Source organism: Aureibaculum luteum (assembly GCF_003449015.1).
GTDB classification, from domain to species: Bacteria; Bacteroidota; Bacteroidia; order Flavobacteriales; family Flavobacteriaceae; genus Aureibaculum; species Aureibaculum luteum.
Window position 1 is genome coordinate 592,918 of record NZ_QRGD01000001.1, and the last position, 16,151, is coordinate 609,068.

Sequence of the window (16,151 nt, forward strand, 5' to 3'; positions counted from 1 at the left end):
TATGAAAACATATAAATATTTATTCTTATTGATAGGTCTATCAATAATAAGTTGCTCAGACTTAGAAGAAGAGCCTATAGGGTTATTAGCTCCAGATGGTTTCTTTAAAAACACAACGAACATACAAACAGCCGTAGATGGTTCTTTAACACATGCTATTAATGAAAAATTTTGGGGAAGAAAACTCTCTATAGCTTTAATGTTAAGATCTGATATGGTAAGTCTTGCTTCTAACGAAACAAGAAGAGTTGAGATGAATGAGTTCACTACTTTAGGTAGTAATGGAATGATTAGTGAATTTTGGCCAAAAACTTATGAAGGAATTGCCGCCGCTAATCAAGCCATTGCAGGAGCAGAAGATGTTGATGTAGCTGATGATATTAAAAACCCGATAACTGCACAAGCTTATTTTTCAAGGGCATTTTATTATTTTCATTTGGTTAGATTATTTGGAGACGTTCCTTACATTGATGCACCAATTACAGATGTAGACGCAGCTACTTCTATAAGCAGAACACCTAAAGCTGAAGTTTATGCGAATATTATTGCAGATTTAGAGTATGCGAAAACATGGTTACCAAATACACAAACATCAAGAGCCACACCTTCTAAAGCAGCTGCAAGTGCTTATTTAGCTTTAGTGTATTTAACAATGGAAAATTGGCAAAAAGCTTATGACGAAGCTAAAGAAGTTATTGACAATGCAGGTACATATGACTTAGCATTAGATTCAAATTTTCAAAATTTATTTAATGCAGAAGTAATCGATGGTTCGAAAGAACCAATATTTGCATTGGATTATAATAATTTTGAAGCTCCTGATAATGCTTACGATCAAATTGCTCCAATGGCAGGTATAAGAGGTGATGATAGAAATTTAGGTGGTGGATGGTCTGTTGCAGTTCCTACACTAGAGGTTTACACTACATGGGATGCGGGCGATTACAGAAGAGCAGTAAGTATGGATGATGAAGCTTCTATAAATGGTACAATTGTACCTTATACTCAATTTGACGTTAGTGGACATCAGTTTGCAAAAAACAATCCATATGTTGGAAAATACGCACGTTATCCTGGTCTTTTTGCTCGTGCAAATGCAAGAGCAACAAGTCATAATTATTCTATGATTCGTTATGCAGAAGTGTTGTTGATTGCGGCAGAAGCGGCAGTAGAATTAGGAGATAATGCCTCTGCACTTACCTATATCAATAAAGTAAGAGAAAGAGCAAGAATGGGTGGTGCAACTAAAACTGGTGCAGATTCAGAGTACACTTTTGCTCCTAGTGCAACGCCAGCAGACCTTACAGGAACTGTTACTGTTGCCGATGTGTTAGAAGAACGTAAATTAGAGTTTGCTTTTGAAGGCATAAGATGGTATGATATTGCTAGAAGAAAAATGGGAGGGGCACCATACAATGTATTTGATGCTTCTGGTTTAGAAGGAGCCAAACCAGATTTTTCTGCAGATGATTATTTATTACCCTTACCTGAAGATGAGTTAGAGAGAAATCCTAATTTAACTCAGAATCCAGGGTACTAAGATTAGAATAAAATATATTATTTGAGTTAGTTGAATTAAAGGCGTATTTACTTGAAAAAGTAATACGCCTTTTTTTATTGCCTAAAATTTAGTTACATTTATTTGAAATTTCTACAGAAATCAGCTCTTTAATCTAATAATTTACAAATCAATTAATATATGAACATGCCCCTAAAGAAAGCTAAATTTTTAATAATTATAAAATTATTGATCTGTACAACCTTACTATTTACCTCTTGTAAAAATCCCACAAAAGAGAAAAATAATGAACAGATAACTACAGACTCATTATTAACCCTACGTTATCAAAAAATAGTAAACTATCCTGTTAAAGACGATGCATTTCCTAGAAGCATGGATACTACTTCCAAAGAAGTTAGACTAGTGAAATCTAATGATTGGACGAGTGGATTTTATCCTGGAAACTTATGGCAACTTTATAAATTAACAAATCAAAATGTCTTTAAAGAAAAAGCCAGTGAATGGACTACCTATATGGAAGACCAAAAAATGAATGCAGGGACCCATGATATGGGGTTTAAAATGTATTGCAGCTTTGGTGAAGGATATGAAGTAACCAACAATGAGCATTACAAAGATATTCTCATTACAAGTGCTAAAACACTAGCAACACGCTTCAATAAAAACGTTGGTGCATTACGATCATGGGATTTCAACAAAGACATTTGGGAGTTTCCGGTAATCATAGATAATATGATGAACTTAGAATTGCTATTTGAAGCTACTAAAATGTCTGGTGATAGCATATACCACAAAATAGCAGTAAAACATGCTAATACTACCTTAAAAAATCAATTTAGAGCAGACAATAGTGTTAATCACGTAGTTGTTTATGATACCATTAATGGCAATGTGAAAATGAAAGTTACGCACCAAGGTTTCAACGATGACTCATCTTGGGCAAGAGGTCAAAGTTGGGCAATTTATGGATTTACTATGGCATATAGATACACTAAAGATCCAGCCTATTTGGCACAGGCAGAAGCTACAGCAACGTTTTTTATGGAACATCCTAATTTACCCGAAGATGGTATCCCATATTGGGATTTTAACCATCCTGATATACCAAATGTTCCTAGAGATGCTTCTGCAGCAACTATTTTTGCATCGGCCCTATTTGAAATGTATAATTTTACTAAGAATGAGGTCTATCTCGATTTTTCGAATAAAATTTTAGCTAATTTACAGACTTCTAATTATATTTTAGATAAAGATATTGAGGCACCATTTATTCTAAATCACAGCACTGGAAACGGCCCAAAAAATGATGAAATGGATGTCCCTATAAATTATGCCGACTATTATTTCTTAGAAGCTCTTTTACGAAAAAATGAATTTTAATTGGAACTTTAGAACAAAATAAAGACCTCACAAGTTTATAACTCATGAGGTCTTTTATATTCTATCTATGGTAAATAAAACTATTTTCTTATTTTTTTAATAAGTGCTAAAGCTGCTTTTACATCTTTCTCTAATTTTGCATAATCTTTATTTGCTATAATGTCCTTTGAAATTAACTGAGACCCCATACCAACACAAGTTACACCTGCATTAAACCATCCAGACAAATTCTCTTCCGTTGGAGACACTCCACCTGTAGGCATAACACTTGTCCAAGGTTGAGGACCTTTTACACCCTTAACAAATTGAGGACCGTAAATATCGCCAGGGAATAATTTAACAATCTCACAACCTAATTCTTCCGCTCTAGTAATTTCAGTTAACGTACCACAACCTGGTGACCATAATACTTTTCTTCTATTACACACAATCGCGATATCCTCTCTTAAAACTGGAGTAACTATAAAATTAGCTCCTAATTGCATATACAATGAGGCTGCTCCGGCATCAGTTACTGACCCCACACCCATTATCATTCCAGGAAGTTCCTTGATAGCGTATTTCGTTAATTCACCAAAAACTTCATGAGCAAAATCACCTCTTGATGTAAATTCCATCAGTCTTGCACCACCATCATAACATGCTTTTAATACTTTTTTACTTAATTCAATGTCGTTATGAAAAAATAAAGGAATCATTCCTGTTTCTTTCATCGCTTGAGCTACTTCTAATCTTGAAAATTGTGCCATTTTATTTGATATTTAATCGTTTGTTCTCGATACACCATACCGCTGGCATGGCTCTCGAACTGACGATGATTGTTAATTTATGTAATTTTATGTTTTATTTTTATTGCAATTTATACTTTACAGTTCTTTACTTCCAGTTTAATATTTTCTTAAAATCATACGCTTCTGGATTAGATACATATTTTTTTGCTTTTTTATAATCCCTTTCATGAATATAGAAAAGGTTATTAATAAATAGTTGTGCCATATCAGAATCAATATTGACCAACCTTGGAGGAATTTTACCATTTTCATCTTCAAAATCTTTCAAAAATAAGGGTGTAATATCTCCTCTAGAATTTGCACTTACAATACAACCAGTTATCCCCTGATCAAATAATTTTTTTACGCCAATTCCTAACAAGGAACAAAGCGTTAAATCAAATGCAATAGGATTACAACATCGTAATTCATAACCCAGTTCAACAGGTCTTGACTTCACTTCCAACCCAATCTCTTTCAGTTTAACTTGTAATAGATAATTGAATATATGTGACTTACTTACATTACCCAATTCTGGATGTCCATGAGCATCATAGGTAAAGTTAATTCCTGAGTTAATGATTTCTTTTTCATCCATAAAATGAAAAACACCTTCACTAACCAGTGCAACACCATATTCAACTCCCTTTATTTTAGATTTCACAATTGATGAAATAATCATATTGATTATCTTATCGAACGTAATAGTTGTTTTATTAAACATTTCCGGAATAATCATCATTGGAAAATGGCATGCTGAAGCAATACCAAAAGCCAAATGACCCGCTGAACGTCCCATTGTCGAAAGTACAAACCAATTTTGACTTGTTCTTGCATCTTCATAAACCGTATTTCCAATCCGAACCCCTTCATCTTTTGCTGTATGAAACCCAAATGTTGGATTTCTATCAGGAAGTGGTAAATCGTTATCTATTGTTTTAGGAACGTGAATATGAGCAACTGTTAAATTTTGTGTTTGAAGATATTTGGTTAATCTATTGGCGGTAGATGCTGTGTCATCACCACCAATAGTAACCAATAATTTTACATTATTCTTTTCAAAAAAATCTGCTTTAAAATCGCTGTCTTTAGGTTTAAATCTACTCATTATTAAAGTAGAACCACCACGACTAAAAATGCGATCAGCATGATGAAAATCAAAAACTTTTACCTCTGGATTTTCAGACAATAGGCCTTGATAACCATGATGTACACCAATAACCTTATATCCGTCTTTTAAAAACGTTTTGGCTAAAGTACTTATTACCGTATTTATACCAGGAGCCGGACCACCACCACAAATAATTGCTATTGATTTTTCCATTTTATAATTTCATAAAACTATAAAGATTTAAATTTTGACTTTAAAAATCAGCTTTTTTATTTCACCATTTCCTATCATGGGTGCGTGAACATCTTCAGGATAAAAAATTGCAAACTGATTATTTGTCAATTGAAAAGACATATCAGGTTCATCTTTAAAAAAACGTACATCCTTCTCTGGGTTATATTCTCCATTTGGAATTACACATTTCTCTCTTGGTTTCCAAGCAATAGTTTCTAAACCATTTACACAGATTTGGATGTCGATATTTGCATCATGACACTCAAATTTTTCTAAACTGGTCTCTTTGGTTTTTCCATTACCATTACTCACAATGAGTTTTAAACCTTCTGCTATTTCGAATTTTCCTTCTTCAAGATTTACTAAATCTTTTTGGTTGATATAATCAAATGCCTTTGCAAATAAGGGATGTAAACCACTATATTTATCAGCATTTTTAAGGGTATCTATGATCATAATTAGTTATCTAGCTACTCTACCTGAAGAATCTCCACCCATTAATTTCTTAACTTCATCAATACTTGATAAATTAGCATCTCCTTTTATGGTATGTTTTAAACAAGAAGCTGCAACAGCAAAATTCAATGCTTTTTGATCGTCTCCTTTATATTCTAATAAACCATAAATTAAACCTCCCATAAATGAATCACCTCCACCTACTCTATCAACAATATCAGTTATTTGATACTGTGGCGATTCAAACAATGTTGTGCCATCATATAAAACACCAGCCCATGTATTGTGTGAAGCAGAAATAGAACCTCTTAAGGTAGTAATTACCTTTTTAGCACGTGGGAATTTTTTTAACATTTGATCACAAACAGATAAAAATGCTTCACCTTTTACATGCTCTCCTTGAGTAGTAATATCAAGACCTTCTGGTTTAATACCAAAATGTTTTTCAGCATCTTCTTCATTACCTAAAATAATATCACAATATGAAGTTAATTCTGTCATTATCGCCTCACGATCACCTCCATATTTCCATAATTTTTGACGATAATTTAAATCTGTTGAAATGGTAAGTCCCATTTCACTGGCAACTTTTACAGCTTCTAAACAAGCATCAGCAGCTCCTTGAGAAATTGCTGGCGTAATACCTGTCCAATGAAACCAATCTGACCCTTCAAAAACCTTGTGCCAATCAATCATACCAGGCTCAATTTCAGCTATTGCCGAATGTTGACGGTCATAAACCACTTTACTTCCTCTATTTACAGCACCAGTTTCTAAAAAGTAAATACCTAAACGATCACCACCCCAAATAATATTCTCACAATTCACACCTCTTTTACGCATTTCCATCATGGCACATTCGCCAATATCATTTTTAGGTAAACGAGTAACAAAATCTACAGGCACACCATAATTAGCTAAGGAAACAGCTACGTTTGATTCACCACCTCCATAAATAACATCAAAAGAGTTTGCTTGTGAAAATCTTAAAAATCCGTGTGGAGCCAATCTTAACATGATTTCTCCAAAGGTTACAACTTTTTTCATTTTTTTAAATTTAATTAGTATAATTTGAACTTGCTTAAACGTTTAACCAAATATTTAAAATAAAATCAAAACCCTAGCAGTGACTAAAAATTTTGATTATATAAACAAAAGGTATTACATTTGCTTAAACGTTTAAGCAAATATATAAAATATTAATGAAAAAAAAGAAAACCACGATAAAAGATATTGCTAACGTTTTAAATATATCTGCTGCTGCAGTTTCTAAAGCTTTACATGATGATACTCGTATTAGTGATAAAACAAAAAAAGCAGTTAAACAAGTTGCTGAAAATCTAAATTATCAACCCAATCATCTAGCAAGTGCATTAAGAAGTGGTAAAAGTAAATTGGTTGGCGTTATTGTTCCCAGAACAAACAGTAATTTCTTTTCATCAGTACTACAAAACATTGAGGAAGTATTAAATAAAAAAGGATATAATATTATTATAACACAATCTAATGAATCTTACAAAAAAGAATGTGATAATATAGATACCTTACTTTTCACACAAGTTGATGGTATTATTGCATCTATGGCAAATGAAACTGTTGATTTAAGTTATTACGAAAAGGTAAAATCAAAAGGAATTCCCTTAATATTATTTGATCGTGGTGAGAATGATTTAAATGTTGATTATATTGGTATTAATGATTATGAAAGTAGCCATTCTATTGTTGAACATCTTGTAAATAATGGCTGTAAAAGAATTGCTCATATTGGTGGATATAAACGTACAAGAATCTTTAATAATAGAATTAGAGGTTATATTGATGCTCTTAAAAAATACAATTTACCTTTAGATACTGAATTACTTACCGAAAGTGGTTTAACCATTAAAGACGGTAGAGAAATGATGCAGCAATTGCTGAATTTAAAAGAAAGGCCAGATGCCGTTTATGTTGCCGGAGACTATGCTGCTTTAGGTGCTTTACAAGTTTTAAATGAAAACAACATAAAGATACCAGAAGAAATTGCTTTAGTGGGTTTTGGTAACGAACCCTTTACAGATATGGTTACTCCAAGAATAACAAGTGTAAAACAACATAGTGAAGAAATAGGAAAACAGGCTGCACTTGCATTTTTAAAATACAACAAAGACGAAGTTGTACACCAAACATTAAACAAAATTATTTTAAATGCAGAATTAATTGTTAGAGATTCTTCAAATAAAAAAGCCCTTCTTAACTAAAAGAAAGGCTTTTTAAAATTCTAATTTAACAATGTTACGTTATATTCCTAAAGCTTGACCTCCACCAATTTGGATAGTTTCTGCTGTTAAAAAAGAGGCATCATCACTCGCTAAGAACGAAACAACTGATGCTACTTCTTCTGGCTGACCTAATCTTCCTAATAAAATACTATTTTTCCATGTTGCAAAAACTTCTGGCTTAGTAGATTTTATTTGAGCATGGAAAGGCGTATCAATTGTACCTGGAGATACTGCATTTACTCTAATTCCATATTCTGCCAAATCTTTAGCTAATGCTCTAGTTATTGCATGTACGCCTGCTTTTGAAGTACCATAAATACCTGCACCTGGTCCACCAGCATTCCAACCCGCATTAGATGTATAGTTAATTATTGAAGCATTCTCTCCTTTTTTAAGGAAAGGAATAGCTGCTCTTGAAGCAAAAAATACTGAATCAAGGTTTAAAGCCATAACAAATCTATAAAACTCAGTTGTCATTTCTTCAAATCTAGATCTTCCACCTAAACCACCTGCATTATTAACAAGTACATCAATTCTACCGTACTTTTCTCCAATTTTGTTGATGTTTGAAGTTACTTCATCTTCATTAGTAACGTCAAAGCCATAATATTCTGCCGTAATTCCTGCAGAAGTCAACTCTTCAACACATTTAGCTCCTGCCTCATCTTCAATACCGTTTAAAATTACGATATAGCCATCTTTTCCTAATCTTTTTGCTACTTGAAAACCAATTCCACCTGTCGCTCCTGTTATTACAGCAACTTTTTTGTTTAAATTACTCATTTTATAAAATTTTAAATTTTTAATATTTTTATTTTTCTACTGATTCAATATTTCTTGCGAAATAATAAATTGCTCCAACTCCAAGTGGTACAAATACTGCAATTGCAACAAACACTGGTGTATAAGAAAATTTTTCTACTACTATAGGAACTAAAAAGTTCATTATAATAACCGAAGATACCCCAATCATTCCTCCCAATCCCGCTAATGACCCTACAGATTTACCGCTAAAAAAATCACTTGGTAGAGTTTGTACGTTACTAATTGCAAATTGAAATCCGAATAAAACAAAGAATACTATTGCAACAAATTTTTCAGCAGTATCACCAATAAGCACAGTTGCAATTAAACCTAATAACATAATAATACCACCAATAAATATTGTTGTTTTTCTACCTTTATCTATTGAATTTGTTTTCGCAATAATTTTTCCAGAAACAAATCCTCCTGCAATACTGCCAATAGCAGCACCAACATAAGGTACCCATAAGAACATACCTACTTCTTTAACATTAAAACCATATACGTCAAAAAGATAAATAGGCATCCAACCTACGAACAACCACCAGATTGGTTCTAAAAAGAAACGACCAACAACTACTGACCAAGACTCTTTAAAAGAAAGAATTTCCTTTAAACTTTTACCTTTGGTCTCTTCTGTTGCATTTTGATCTGCTAAACTTTGTCCTTCAGTAATATATTTTTGTTCTTCTTTAGTAATCCAAGGATGTTTTTTCGGGCCTGCTTTATTAATTAACAACCATGGAATAATCCATAATAAACCAAATGAACCTACAACAATAAATGTAGTTCTCCATCCATAAGCAACAAACAACGTAGCAATCAGGAGTGGAGCAATTACAGATCCTATAGAAGCACCTGCATTAAACAAACCTTGTGCAATTGCACGCTCTTTAATAGGAAACCATTCCGCATTACTCTTGACAGCTCCTGGCCAGTTACCTGCCTCAGAAATTCCTAAAGTACTACGAAAGAATAATAAACCACCTAAACCCCGTACTGTAGAATGCAGTAATGATGATAAGCCCCAAATACCAATGGAAAGTACATAACCTATTCTCGTTCCTACTTTGTCAAATAATTTTCCTGAGAAAAGTTGCCCTAAAGCATAGAATACCATAAAGATATTTAAGATAAAAGCATAATCTTTTTTGGTCAAACCTAAATCTCTTGAAATAGAGTGTTCTTCAACTCTCAAAACTTCAAATACATTTATTTTCTGAGTAATGACACTATTTTTTATTGCAGCAACTAGCTGCTTGGCCGCATCATCCTGATCTATCTTTCCTCCACCTTTAATTGCCAAGAGGTTTTGCTCAATAGTATTATTTTCAATCTTTGTAAGTGCACTTAAATGTTTTACGATACTATCTTGATCAAAAGATTCTTTTTGAAGTTGATTACTCAAATAACTAACAATACTATCCTGATCTACAGTAGAATCTTCAACTGCTTTAACTAGGTTAATAACTGTTTCTTTCTCTTCTGTACCCCCTCCCCACATAATTGCGAGTGCACTTCTATCAATATAGTTTACTACTGTAGCCAAAAATATTAGCCCAATAATTACCCATCTTAAACCTTTTACTTTCATGTGTGTACTTTTTAGTTTGAATTCCGTAAATCTATATTAAAATCAGGCCAATATGTGCCTCACTTTTATTCCTCTTTACCATTGTAACAATACTGATACAATGCCTTAAAATGATCTTTCATTTTTTGTTTTGCAAATTTCGGGTTTTGACTTTCAATAGCCTTATAAACATCAAGATGTTCTTGAATTGCTAAATGAGCTTGATTTTCATCACAAACATGATATTTTGCAAAGTTTGTAATAATCTCTGGTGTTATAATTAACATTAATGTATTTAAAGTGCTATTACCACTCGCTTTAGCAATTGATAAATGAAATAACAAATCTTCTTGAACAGCATTTTTACCTTCTAAAACTTTCTTACTGTATGCATCCAGTGCCTCTTTTATTTGCTCTAAATCCTTCTTTGATCTTCTAGTTGCCGCTAATCCTGCCGTTTTCAATTCTAACAAAATTCTCGTTTCCACTAACGATTTGAAATCTGGTTTTTCTAAGCTCACAATATCATCGATCATTCCATTCATAGCAGTTACACCAATGTTTGCCACGAATGTTCCACTTTGCGGAATTGATTTTAACAAACCATAAAACTCTAATTTCTGTATGGCTTCGCGAACATTACTTCTTGTAACTTCAAATTTTTCAGACAACATACGCTCAGAAGGCAATTTTTCCCCTGGCTCTAGGTTCTTTAAATTTATAAAATCTCTTATTTTAGAAATAATAGAATTCTGTATCTCTTTATTTTCAATTTGTGTAATAACTTCTAACTTCATTTTAAACTTTTAATTGGTTAACCTCATTCAATCATTAAATATAAAAAAAACGTTGTAATAGGTTAAATTTAATTTTCTATTTAATGTTTTGACTATGCTAAGAACATTTCTTGACTGAATCTAAACACTGTTAACTCAAATAAATACTCTAATAATTTTTATTCATCCGAAGAAAAATAGAGCGAAAGATATTTTTGCACTCTTTTTTCTTTTACTATTAGTCACTTTCTTTTTTAATTGACTTCCTTTTTTAAGTACCTAATATTAATTGGTTATTTTGGTTTTCCAAACTGGTTAACCAGTTTGGAAAACCAAATATATGCTATTTTATGGTCTTAAAAAAGAAAAATATAAATTTTACTCTCTTATACAATCAAATCTTCTATAATAAGAGGGACTACAACCTTTAAAACATCTATTCATCAATTATAGCAGGATGAAAAGCATAAGGTGGAATATTTAACGAATCTTCACAAATTAATTACTTCCACTACATGACTAATTGAAAATTCAACTACTCCGAGTTCTGCATAGCTTACGATTTCGGGTGTTGTATATAATTATATATAACAATTAGTCATGTTACTTTCCACTTATCAAATTTTGTCCAAATAAGACCTTCGTCTTATTCTATGACCTATTACTTTTTATTTATAAATTTTTGAGTACTAATGACTCACGGTTAAATCGTAATAATTGACTTTAGAAAAAGAACCTGCATCTTTTGTCACCAAATAATTACCTGCTTTAAAGTAATTTTCAAAAACACTCCATTTCTGAATGTGAATATCATCATAAACAACTGATTCAGTAGCATTCAATATTACTTCCATTTTGCCTTCAGTAACTTTTATTTCTAAGGTAAACTTTTTGAACCCCACATTCTCCTCAAATGTATAACCGTCATCATCTCCCCAAGCGTCTGTTTCTAATAACTCAGTATCAGAAGCATTTAAATCTTTCAATATTTTCGTTTTCACCCTAACTTTACCATCTGTCCAATAAATTTTTAGCATTGGCGGTGCATTATTATCTTTTTGGCCAATCAAATCGCGTTGTGTATTTGTTAGTCTACCATGAATTTGCATGATTATAACCCTATGATAATCTCCATCAGCGTCTTTTGATATTTCAGCTATAGACAAAGTTCCCTTCATACTACCACCTTGTTTGAAGGTCCAATTTGTATTATTACTACCTGGTACCATTTGTTCTCTTAACTCCGTTCTAGAATAAGATGAATTGGCTGTAGATGCTCCAGGGTATGTATAAAATACCAAAGCTCCATTTACCGAATCATTATAGAAAAACGGTTTTAAAACTTCATTAGTAGCATAATTCAAAATTTCAGGTGGTTTAACCTCCGTCGGGTTGCCAATGGGCAACGTTACTTTCCAATTATTTAAATCTATTCCTGGTAATACATAGGTGTCATCTACTGGTTCTTCAACTACAACTATAACCTCGTCTTCAACTATCTCTTCTATTGGATCGTCGTTTTGCTGACAACCAACTGCAATTACAAAAAGCAATACAATCACAGTTACTACTTTAAGATATTCTATTTTAAATTGTTTTGACATGAACATATTTAATGACTTACCTCAAGTTCGTAATACCTAACTTTAGAAAACGACCCTTCATCTCTAGATTGAAAGTAGTTACCTGCTTTAAAATAGTTTTCAAAAATACCCCAGCGTTTCATATGAATACTTTCGTAAACCTTATATTCATTACCATTTAAAATGATTACCATTTTACCATCTGACACTTGAACCTCCAATGTAAACTTTTTAAAATCTACTTTTTGATCAAAATTGAAACCTTCATCATCACCCCATGCATCTTCATGCAAAATCTCTTCGTCAGTTGCGTTTAAATTTTTAAGCACTTTAGTTTTAACTCTAACTTTTCCTTTATCCCAATATATTTTTAACATAGGGGGAGCGTTATTATCATCTTCACCTATTAAATCACGCTGTTCATTGGTTAAACGCCCATGTATTTGCATAATAATGGTTCTATGATACTTACCGTCAGAATCCTTTGTGGTCTGCTCCATAGAAAGCTTACCTTTCATATTAGCACCTTGCTTAAATGTCCAATTGGTATTATTATCACCAGGCACCATTTGCTCTCGAAGCTCAGACCTAGTGTATTTAGTATTTGCCGTTTTTGATGCTGTAGGCATAGCATGAAATACAATTGCCCCTCTAGTAGAATCTATATACATAAAAGGCTTTGCAATCTCATTTGATGCAAAATCAATGATTTCTGGTGGCTCTATTTCATAAGGCTTTCCTTTTTCATTAGTTACTGGCAAGGTTACCTTCCAGTGACTTAAATCAATGTCTGGTAACCTGACTTTCTTTTTCTTCTTCTTTTTCTTTTCAACTTTTACATCCGAATCTGAAACATTGTTTTTCTGTGCTTGACAAGCTACGTTTACAGACAATAATGCTATTAGAATCATGCTTACTATACCTATTCGGAGGTTTTTCATATTATTATTAATTTATTCTACTGGATCTATTTTAATAATTTTTTATTAAAATCCCGGAGTAATAATATCTATATTATCAAAGAACACTTCATTGCTACCATCAACAGCATTTAACGCTCTAACATAAATTACAACTTTATTTGATGTTGCCTCAAATGTAAACGTACTCGTTGTAAATGTATCCTTCGTACTTGAAGCTTTAGAACTATTAAAGTCATTATCAATTACAAAATAAGCATCTGCATTGGCATTTCGACCAGCTTCTGTATTAATAACATCTTCACCTGCAATTTCATTATTTAAAATAAATACTTCAGAATTAATACCTACTGCTTCAGAGCGAGAATCAATTGTAAAAGTATATTCTACGCCTGCCTCAACTGCTACAACTTGATAGAGACGACGACATTTTTCATTTAACTTTACGCCTCGATCTCCTAAACCTGCAAATTTATTACCATCACCTGAAGAGCCCGGTTGCTCACTATCATCACCACAATTATCTTTAAGCCAACCATCTAAATCTGAATTAGACCAAATTGCTTTATAAGGACTATCTACAGTTTCACCAGCATTATTTTTTACAGTACTATTCGGCGTCATATCCCAAGCATCAGCATTATCATTTGTTTCGACCGTAAAATCATCGGCAGTACCATTTTGAACTATAGCCTTAAATGTAGCCTCTACACCACCAACTGGAACCTGTATTGTAATACTTTTAGATACACCTGCATCATTTGTAGTTGTTAAGGTAACATCATAAGTACCATTAGTTGCAAACGTATGTGAAGGATTAACCTCTGTAGAAGTATTTCCATCTCCAAAAGCCCAACTATGTGAAACTGCCAAAATTGAAGCATCCGTAAAATCTACAGTTAAATCAGTAGTAGAAAATGTAAAATCAGGAACTGTCGACAATACCAAACCTTCTATATTTTTAATTACAGAAACTTTAACACCCAAATAATTTGTTGCAGTTAGTGTTGCTTGATATGTATCAGCTGTAGCGTATATATGAACGGGATTAAAATCAGGATCATCTTCTGTATCCTCAGCGTCCCAGCCAATAGTATCTCCATCGCCAAAAGCCCATTCTAATGCACTAGCACCAGAGGTTAAATTTTCAAAAGTCACTTCAGAATCTATCATGGTAAAATTAAAGTCAACAAAAATTGGAGCTACCGAAGATGAGTCTACAGCTACCAAACCATCAGAACTTGTTGTGGTCAATTTAACATTATATAAACCCCCTTTTGCATAGGTATAATCTGGATTTGCATCAGTTGAAGTATTACCATCTCCAAAATCCCATAGGTACGAAGCTGCATCTGTCGAATAACTTCTGAATACTATGGACAAATTATCACTAGCTTTTGTACTTGTTGTAAAGAGTGTATTTGGCTGTATATTATTTACATTTCCTGTTGGAGGTACAAACTCTTCATAGCCACTATCGTAACATGACACAAGACCTAAAAACATAACAAAGAGTACAAAAACACTTGTATTGAATTTTTTAAATATTTTATAATTCATAATTCTAAATTTTAAACTTTATTATTGTTTCACTGATATATCAAATGCATCCAATCTACTCTCAACACCTGAGTTAGTTAATAAAATGATAACCGATTCATTATCCCCTGCTTCAAAGGTTATGGCATGCTTTTTAAACACATCAACTACTCTTCCTACATTGTTATCTGTTCTAGAGGCTATTATATTTGCTTCTAACTTCGCTTCTGCTAGCGTTGTAGCATTGGTACTCACTATAGATACGGTTACATCTCCAAAAGAATCTAAATTTAGAGCACTGAAATAAGTCAACACATACGTTGCCCCAGGCGTCACTTCAATTTCTTGATAACCAACTCTTGTACCATCTCCAGGAAATTTCGAAGCTTGTGTACCTTCAGGTAAAACGCCTTCAGATTTTGTATTAATCTGAAAAACGGATCCCCAATTAGCACTACTAGGTGCTCTCCAAGAATCTCTACCATCTCCTGACCCATCAAACAAAGTACCATCCTCAAAACCAGGCTCTCCTATTTCTGGTACTGGAATTGTTGGTATTACTTGATTAACTGTAATTGTTTTTTCAGTGTAAGCTGATTTACCAAGGTTATCAGTTACCGTTAAACCCACCGAATATTCTCCTGGGCCTGGAAAAGAAAAAACTAATTCTCGATCTTGTAGCGTTGCAGGTGGTAATGCAGCAATTTGATTTTCTAAATCAGATACATTTTGTAGTGTTTCATCTGAGAGACCTGCTTCAGCGGCGTCTAACTGTACTTGCAAATCAGCCATTTGAGCCTCTAATGCATCCACTTTAGCTTGATCACTTTCACATGGTATTTTAAATTCTAACTTCGAAATTGCATTTTCTAATGCCACAACCGCAGCCAATTCCCCATCAATAGATTGCTCTAAAATAGATACATCTTTATTAATTAAAGAAACGCCTTCTGCAGGAGTAATAGTCCATTCATAATTGGTACCATTTACAGCTAAATTAGAACCTGCTTGAAAGTTATAATCGTATTTAGCCCATAATTCAACATCATTACAGTCAAATTCTGAAGACACAACGTTCGTTACACTGTAAAATGGTGTTGGACCTGTAATATCTTCCAAATCGCCAATATTAGCTAAATCGTCGTTGATACAAGAAGTTAAAGATACCAATGCACCTAAAACTATATATTTTAAATTAAACAAATATTTATTCATAATTATTAGA

At 32.9% G+C, this 16,151-nt stretch carries 14 protein-coding genes; 3 read left to right on the forward strand and 11 right to left on the reverse strand.

Annotated elements, in window-relative coordinates; genetic code table 11:
• Position 1 precedes the first annotated feature (1 nt).
• On the forward strand, positions 2 to 1,540 hold the full coding sequence (locus D3P13_RS02680; protein ID WP_117879749.1) for a RagB/SusD family nutrient uptake outer membrane protein: 1,539 nt from the start codon (positions 2 to 4) through the stop codon (positions 1,538 to 1,540).
• A gap of 165 nt (positions 1,541 to 1,705) precedes the next feature.
• Positions 1,706 to 2,902 carry a glycoside hydrolase family 88 protein gene (locus D3P13_RS02685; protein WP_117879750.1) on the forward strand — a complete coding sequence of 399 codons (1,197 nt, stop codon included), beginning with the start codon at positions 1,706 to 1,708 and terminating at the stop codon, positions 2,900 to 2,902.
• 80 nt (positions 2,903 to 2,982) lie between these two features.
• On the opposite strand, the gene D3P13_RS02690 is transcribed toward D3P13_RS02685, so the two are convergent.
• The 4 genes from D3P13_RS02690 to D3P13_RS02705 all read right to left on the reverse strand — a co-directional run bounded on the left by D3P13_RS02690 (position 2,983) and on the right by D3P13_RS02705 (position 6,520).
• The gene (locus tag D3P13_RS02690; protein ID WP_117879751.1) at positions 2,983 to 3,651 is read right to left on the reverse strand and encodes a bifunctional 4-hydroxy-2-oxoglutarate aldolase/2-dehydro-3-deoxy-phosphogluconate aldolase; all 669 of its coding nucleotides are present in this window, start codon (positions 3,649 to 3,651) and stop codon (positions 2,983 to 2,985) included.
• A 127-nt stretch (positions 3,652 to 3,778) separates the two neighbouring features.
• Entirely contained in the window at positions 3,779 to 4,996 is a 1,218-nt protein-coding gene (locus tag D3P13_RS02695) for a 6-phosphofructokinase (protein WP_117879752.1), read from the reverse strand.
• 27 nt (positions 4,997 to 5,023) lie between these two features.
• Positions 5,024 to 5,473 (reverse strand): YhcH/YjgK/YiaL family protein, encoded by a 450-nt coding sequence (locus D3P13_RS02700; protein ID WP_117879753.1) that lies wholly within the window; start codon positions 5,471 to 5,473, stop codon positions 5,024 to 5,026.
• 6 nt (positions 5,474 to 5,479) lie between these two features.
• On the reverse strand, positions 5,480 to 6,520 hold the full coding sequence (locus tag D3P13_RS02705) for a sugar kinase (protein ID WP_117879754.1): 1,041 nt from the start codon (positions 6,518 to 6,520) through the stop codon (positions 5,480 to 5,482).
• A 155-nt stretch (positions 6,521 to 6,675) separates the two neighbouring features.
• Between D3P13_RS02705 and D3P13_RS02710 the strand changes: the two genes are divergently transcribed.
• Complete coding sequence (locus tag D3P13_RS02710) at positions 6,676 to 7,710, forward strand: LacI family DNA-binding transcriptional regulator (RefSeq protein WP_117879755.1); 1,035 nt, start codon at positions 6,676 to 6,678, stop codon at positions 7,708 to 7,710.
• Positions 7,711 to 7,749: 39 nt separating this feature from the next.
• Here the strand turns inward: D3P13_RS02710 and D3P13_RS02715 are convergent, their stop codons facing one another.
• The 7 genes from D3P13_RS02715 to D3P13_RS02745 all read right to left on the reverse strand — a co-directional run bounded on the left by D3P13_RS02715 (position 7,750) and on the right by D3P13_RS02745 (position 16,141).
• Complete coding sequence (locus D3P13_RS02715) at positions 7,750 to 8,514, reverse strand: SDR family NAD(P)-dependent oxidoreductase (RefSeq protein ID WP_117879756.1); 765 nt, start codon at positions 8,512 to 8,514, stop codon at positions 7,750 to 7,752.
• A gap of 28 nt (positions 8,515 to 8,542) precedes the next feature.
• A complete protein-coding gene (locus D3P13_RS02720; protein ID WP_232829117.1) occupies positions 8,543 to 10,129 on the reverse strand; it encodes an MFS transporter in 1,587 nt (528 codons plus the stop codon).
• A gap of 65 nt (positions 10,130 to 10,194) precedes the next feature.
• On the reverse strand, positions 10,195 to 10,905 hold the full coding sequence (locus D3P13_RS02725; RefSeq protein WP_117879757.1) for a FadR/GntR family transcriptional regulator: 711 nt from the start codon (positions 10,903 to 10,905) through the stop codon (positions 10,195 to 10,197).
• Between the two features lie 668 nt (positions 10,906 to 11,573).
• Entirely contained in the window at positions 11,574 to 12,488 is a 915-nt protein-coding gene (locus D3P13_RS02730; RefSeq protein ID WP_117880236.1) for a polysaccharide lyase family 7 protein, read from the reverse strand.
• An 8-nt stretch (positions 12,489 to 12,496) separates the two neighbouring features.
• Positions 12,497 to 13,408, reverse strand: a complete 912-nt coding sequence (locus tag D3P13_RS02735; RefSeq protein WP_117879758.1) for a polysaccharide lyase family 7 protein — start codon at positions 13,406 to 13,408, stop codon at positions 12,497 to 12,499.
• A gap of 45 nt (positions 13,409 to 13,453) precedes the next feature.
• Positions 13,454 to 14,947, reverse strand: a complete 1,494-nt coding sequence (locus tag D3P13_RS02740; protein WP_117879759.1) for a PKD domain-containing protein — start codon at positions 14,945 to 14,947, stop codon at positions 13,454 to 13,456.
• 21 nt (positions 14,948 to 14,968) lie between these two features.
• On the reverse strand, positions 14,969 to 16,141 hold the full coding sequence (locus D3P13_RS02745) for a hypothetical protein (RefSeq protein WP_117879760.1): 1,173 nt from the start codon (positions 16,139 to 16,141) through the stop codon (positions 14,969 to 14,971).
• Positions 16,142 to 16,151 lie beyond the last annotated feature (10 nt).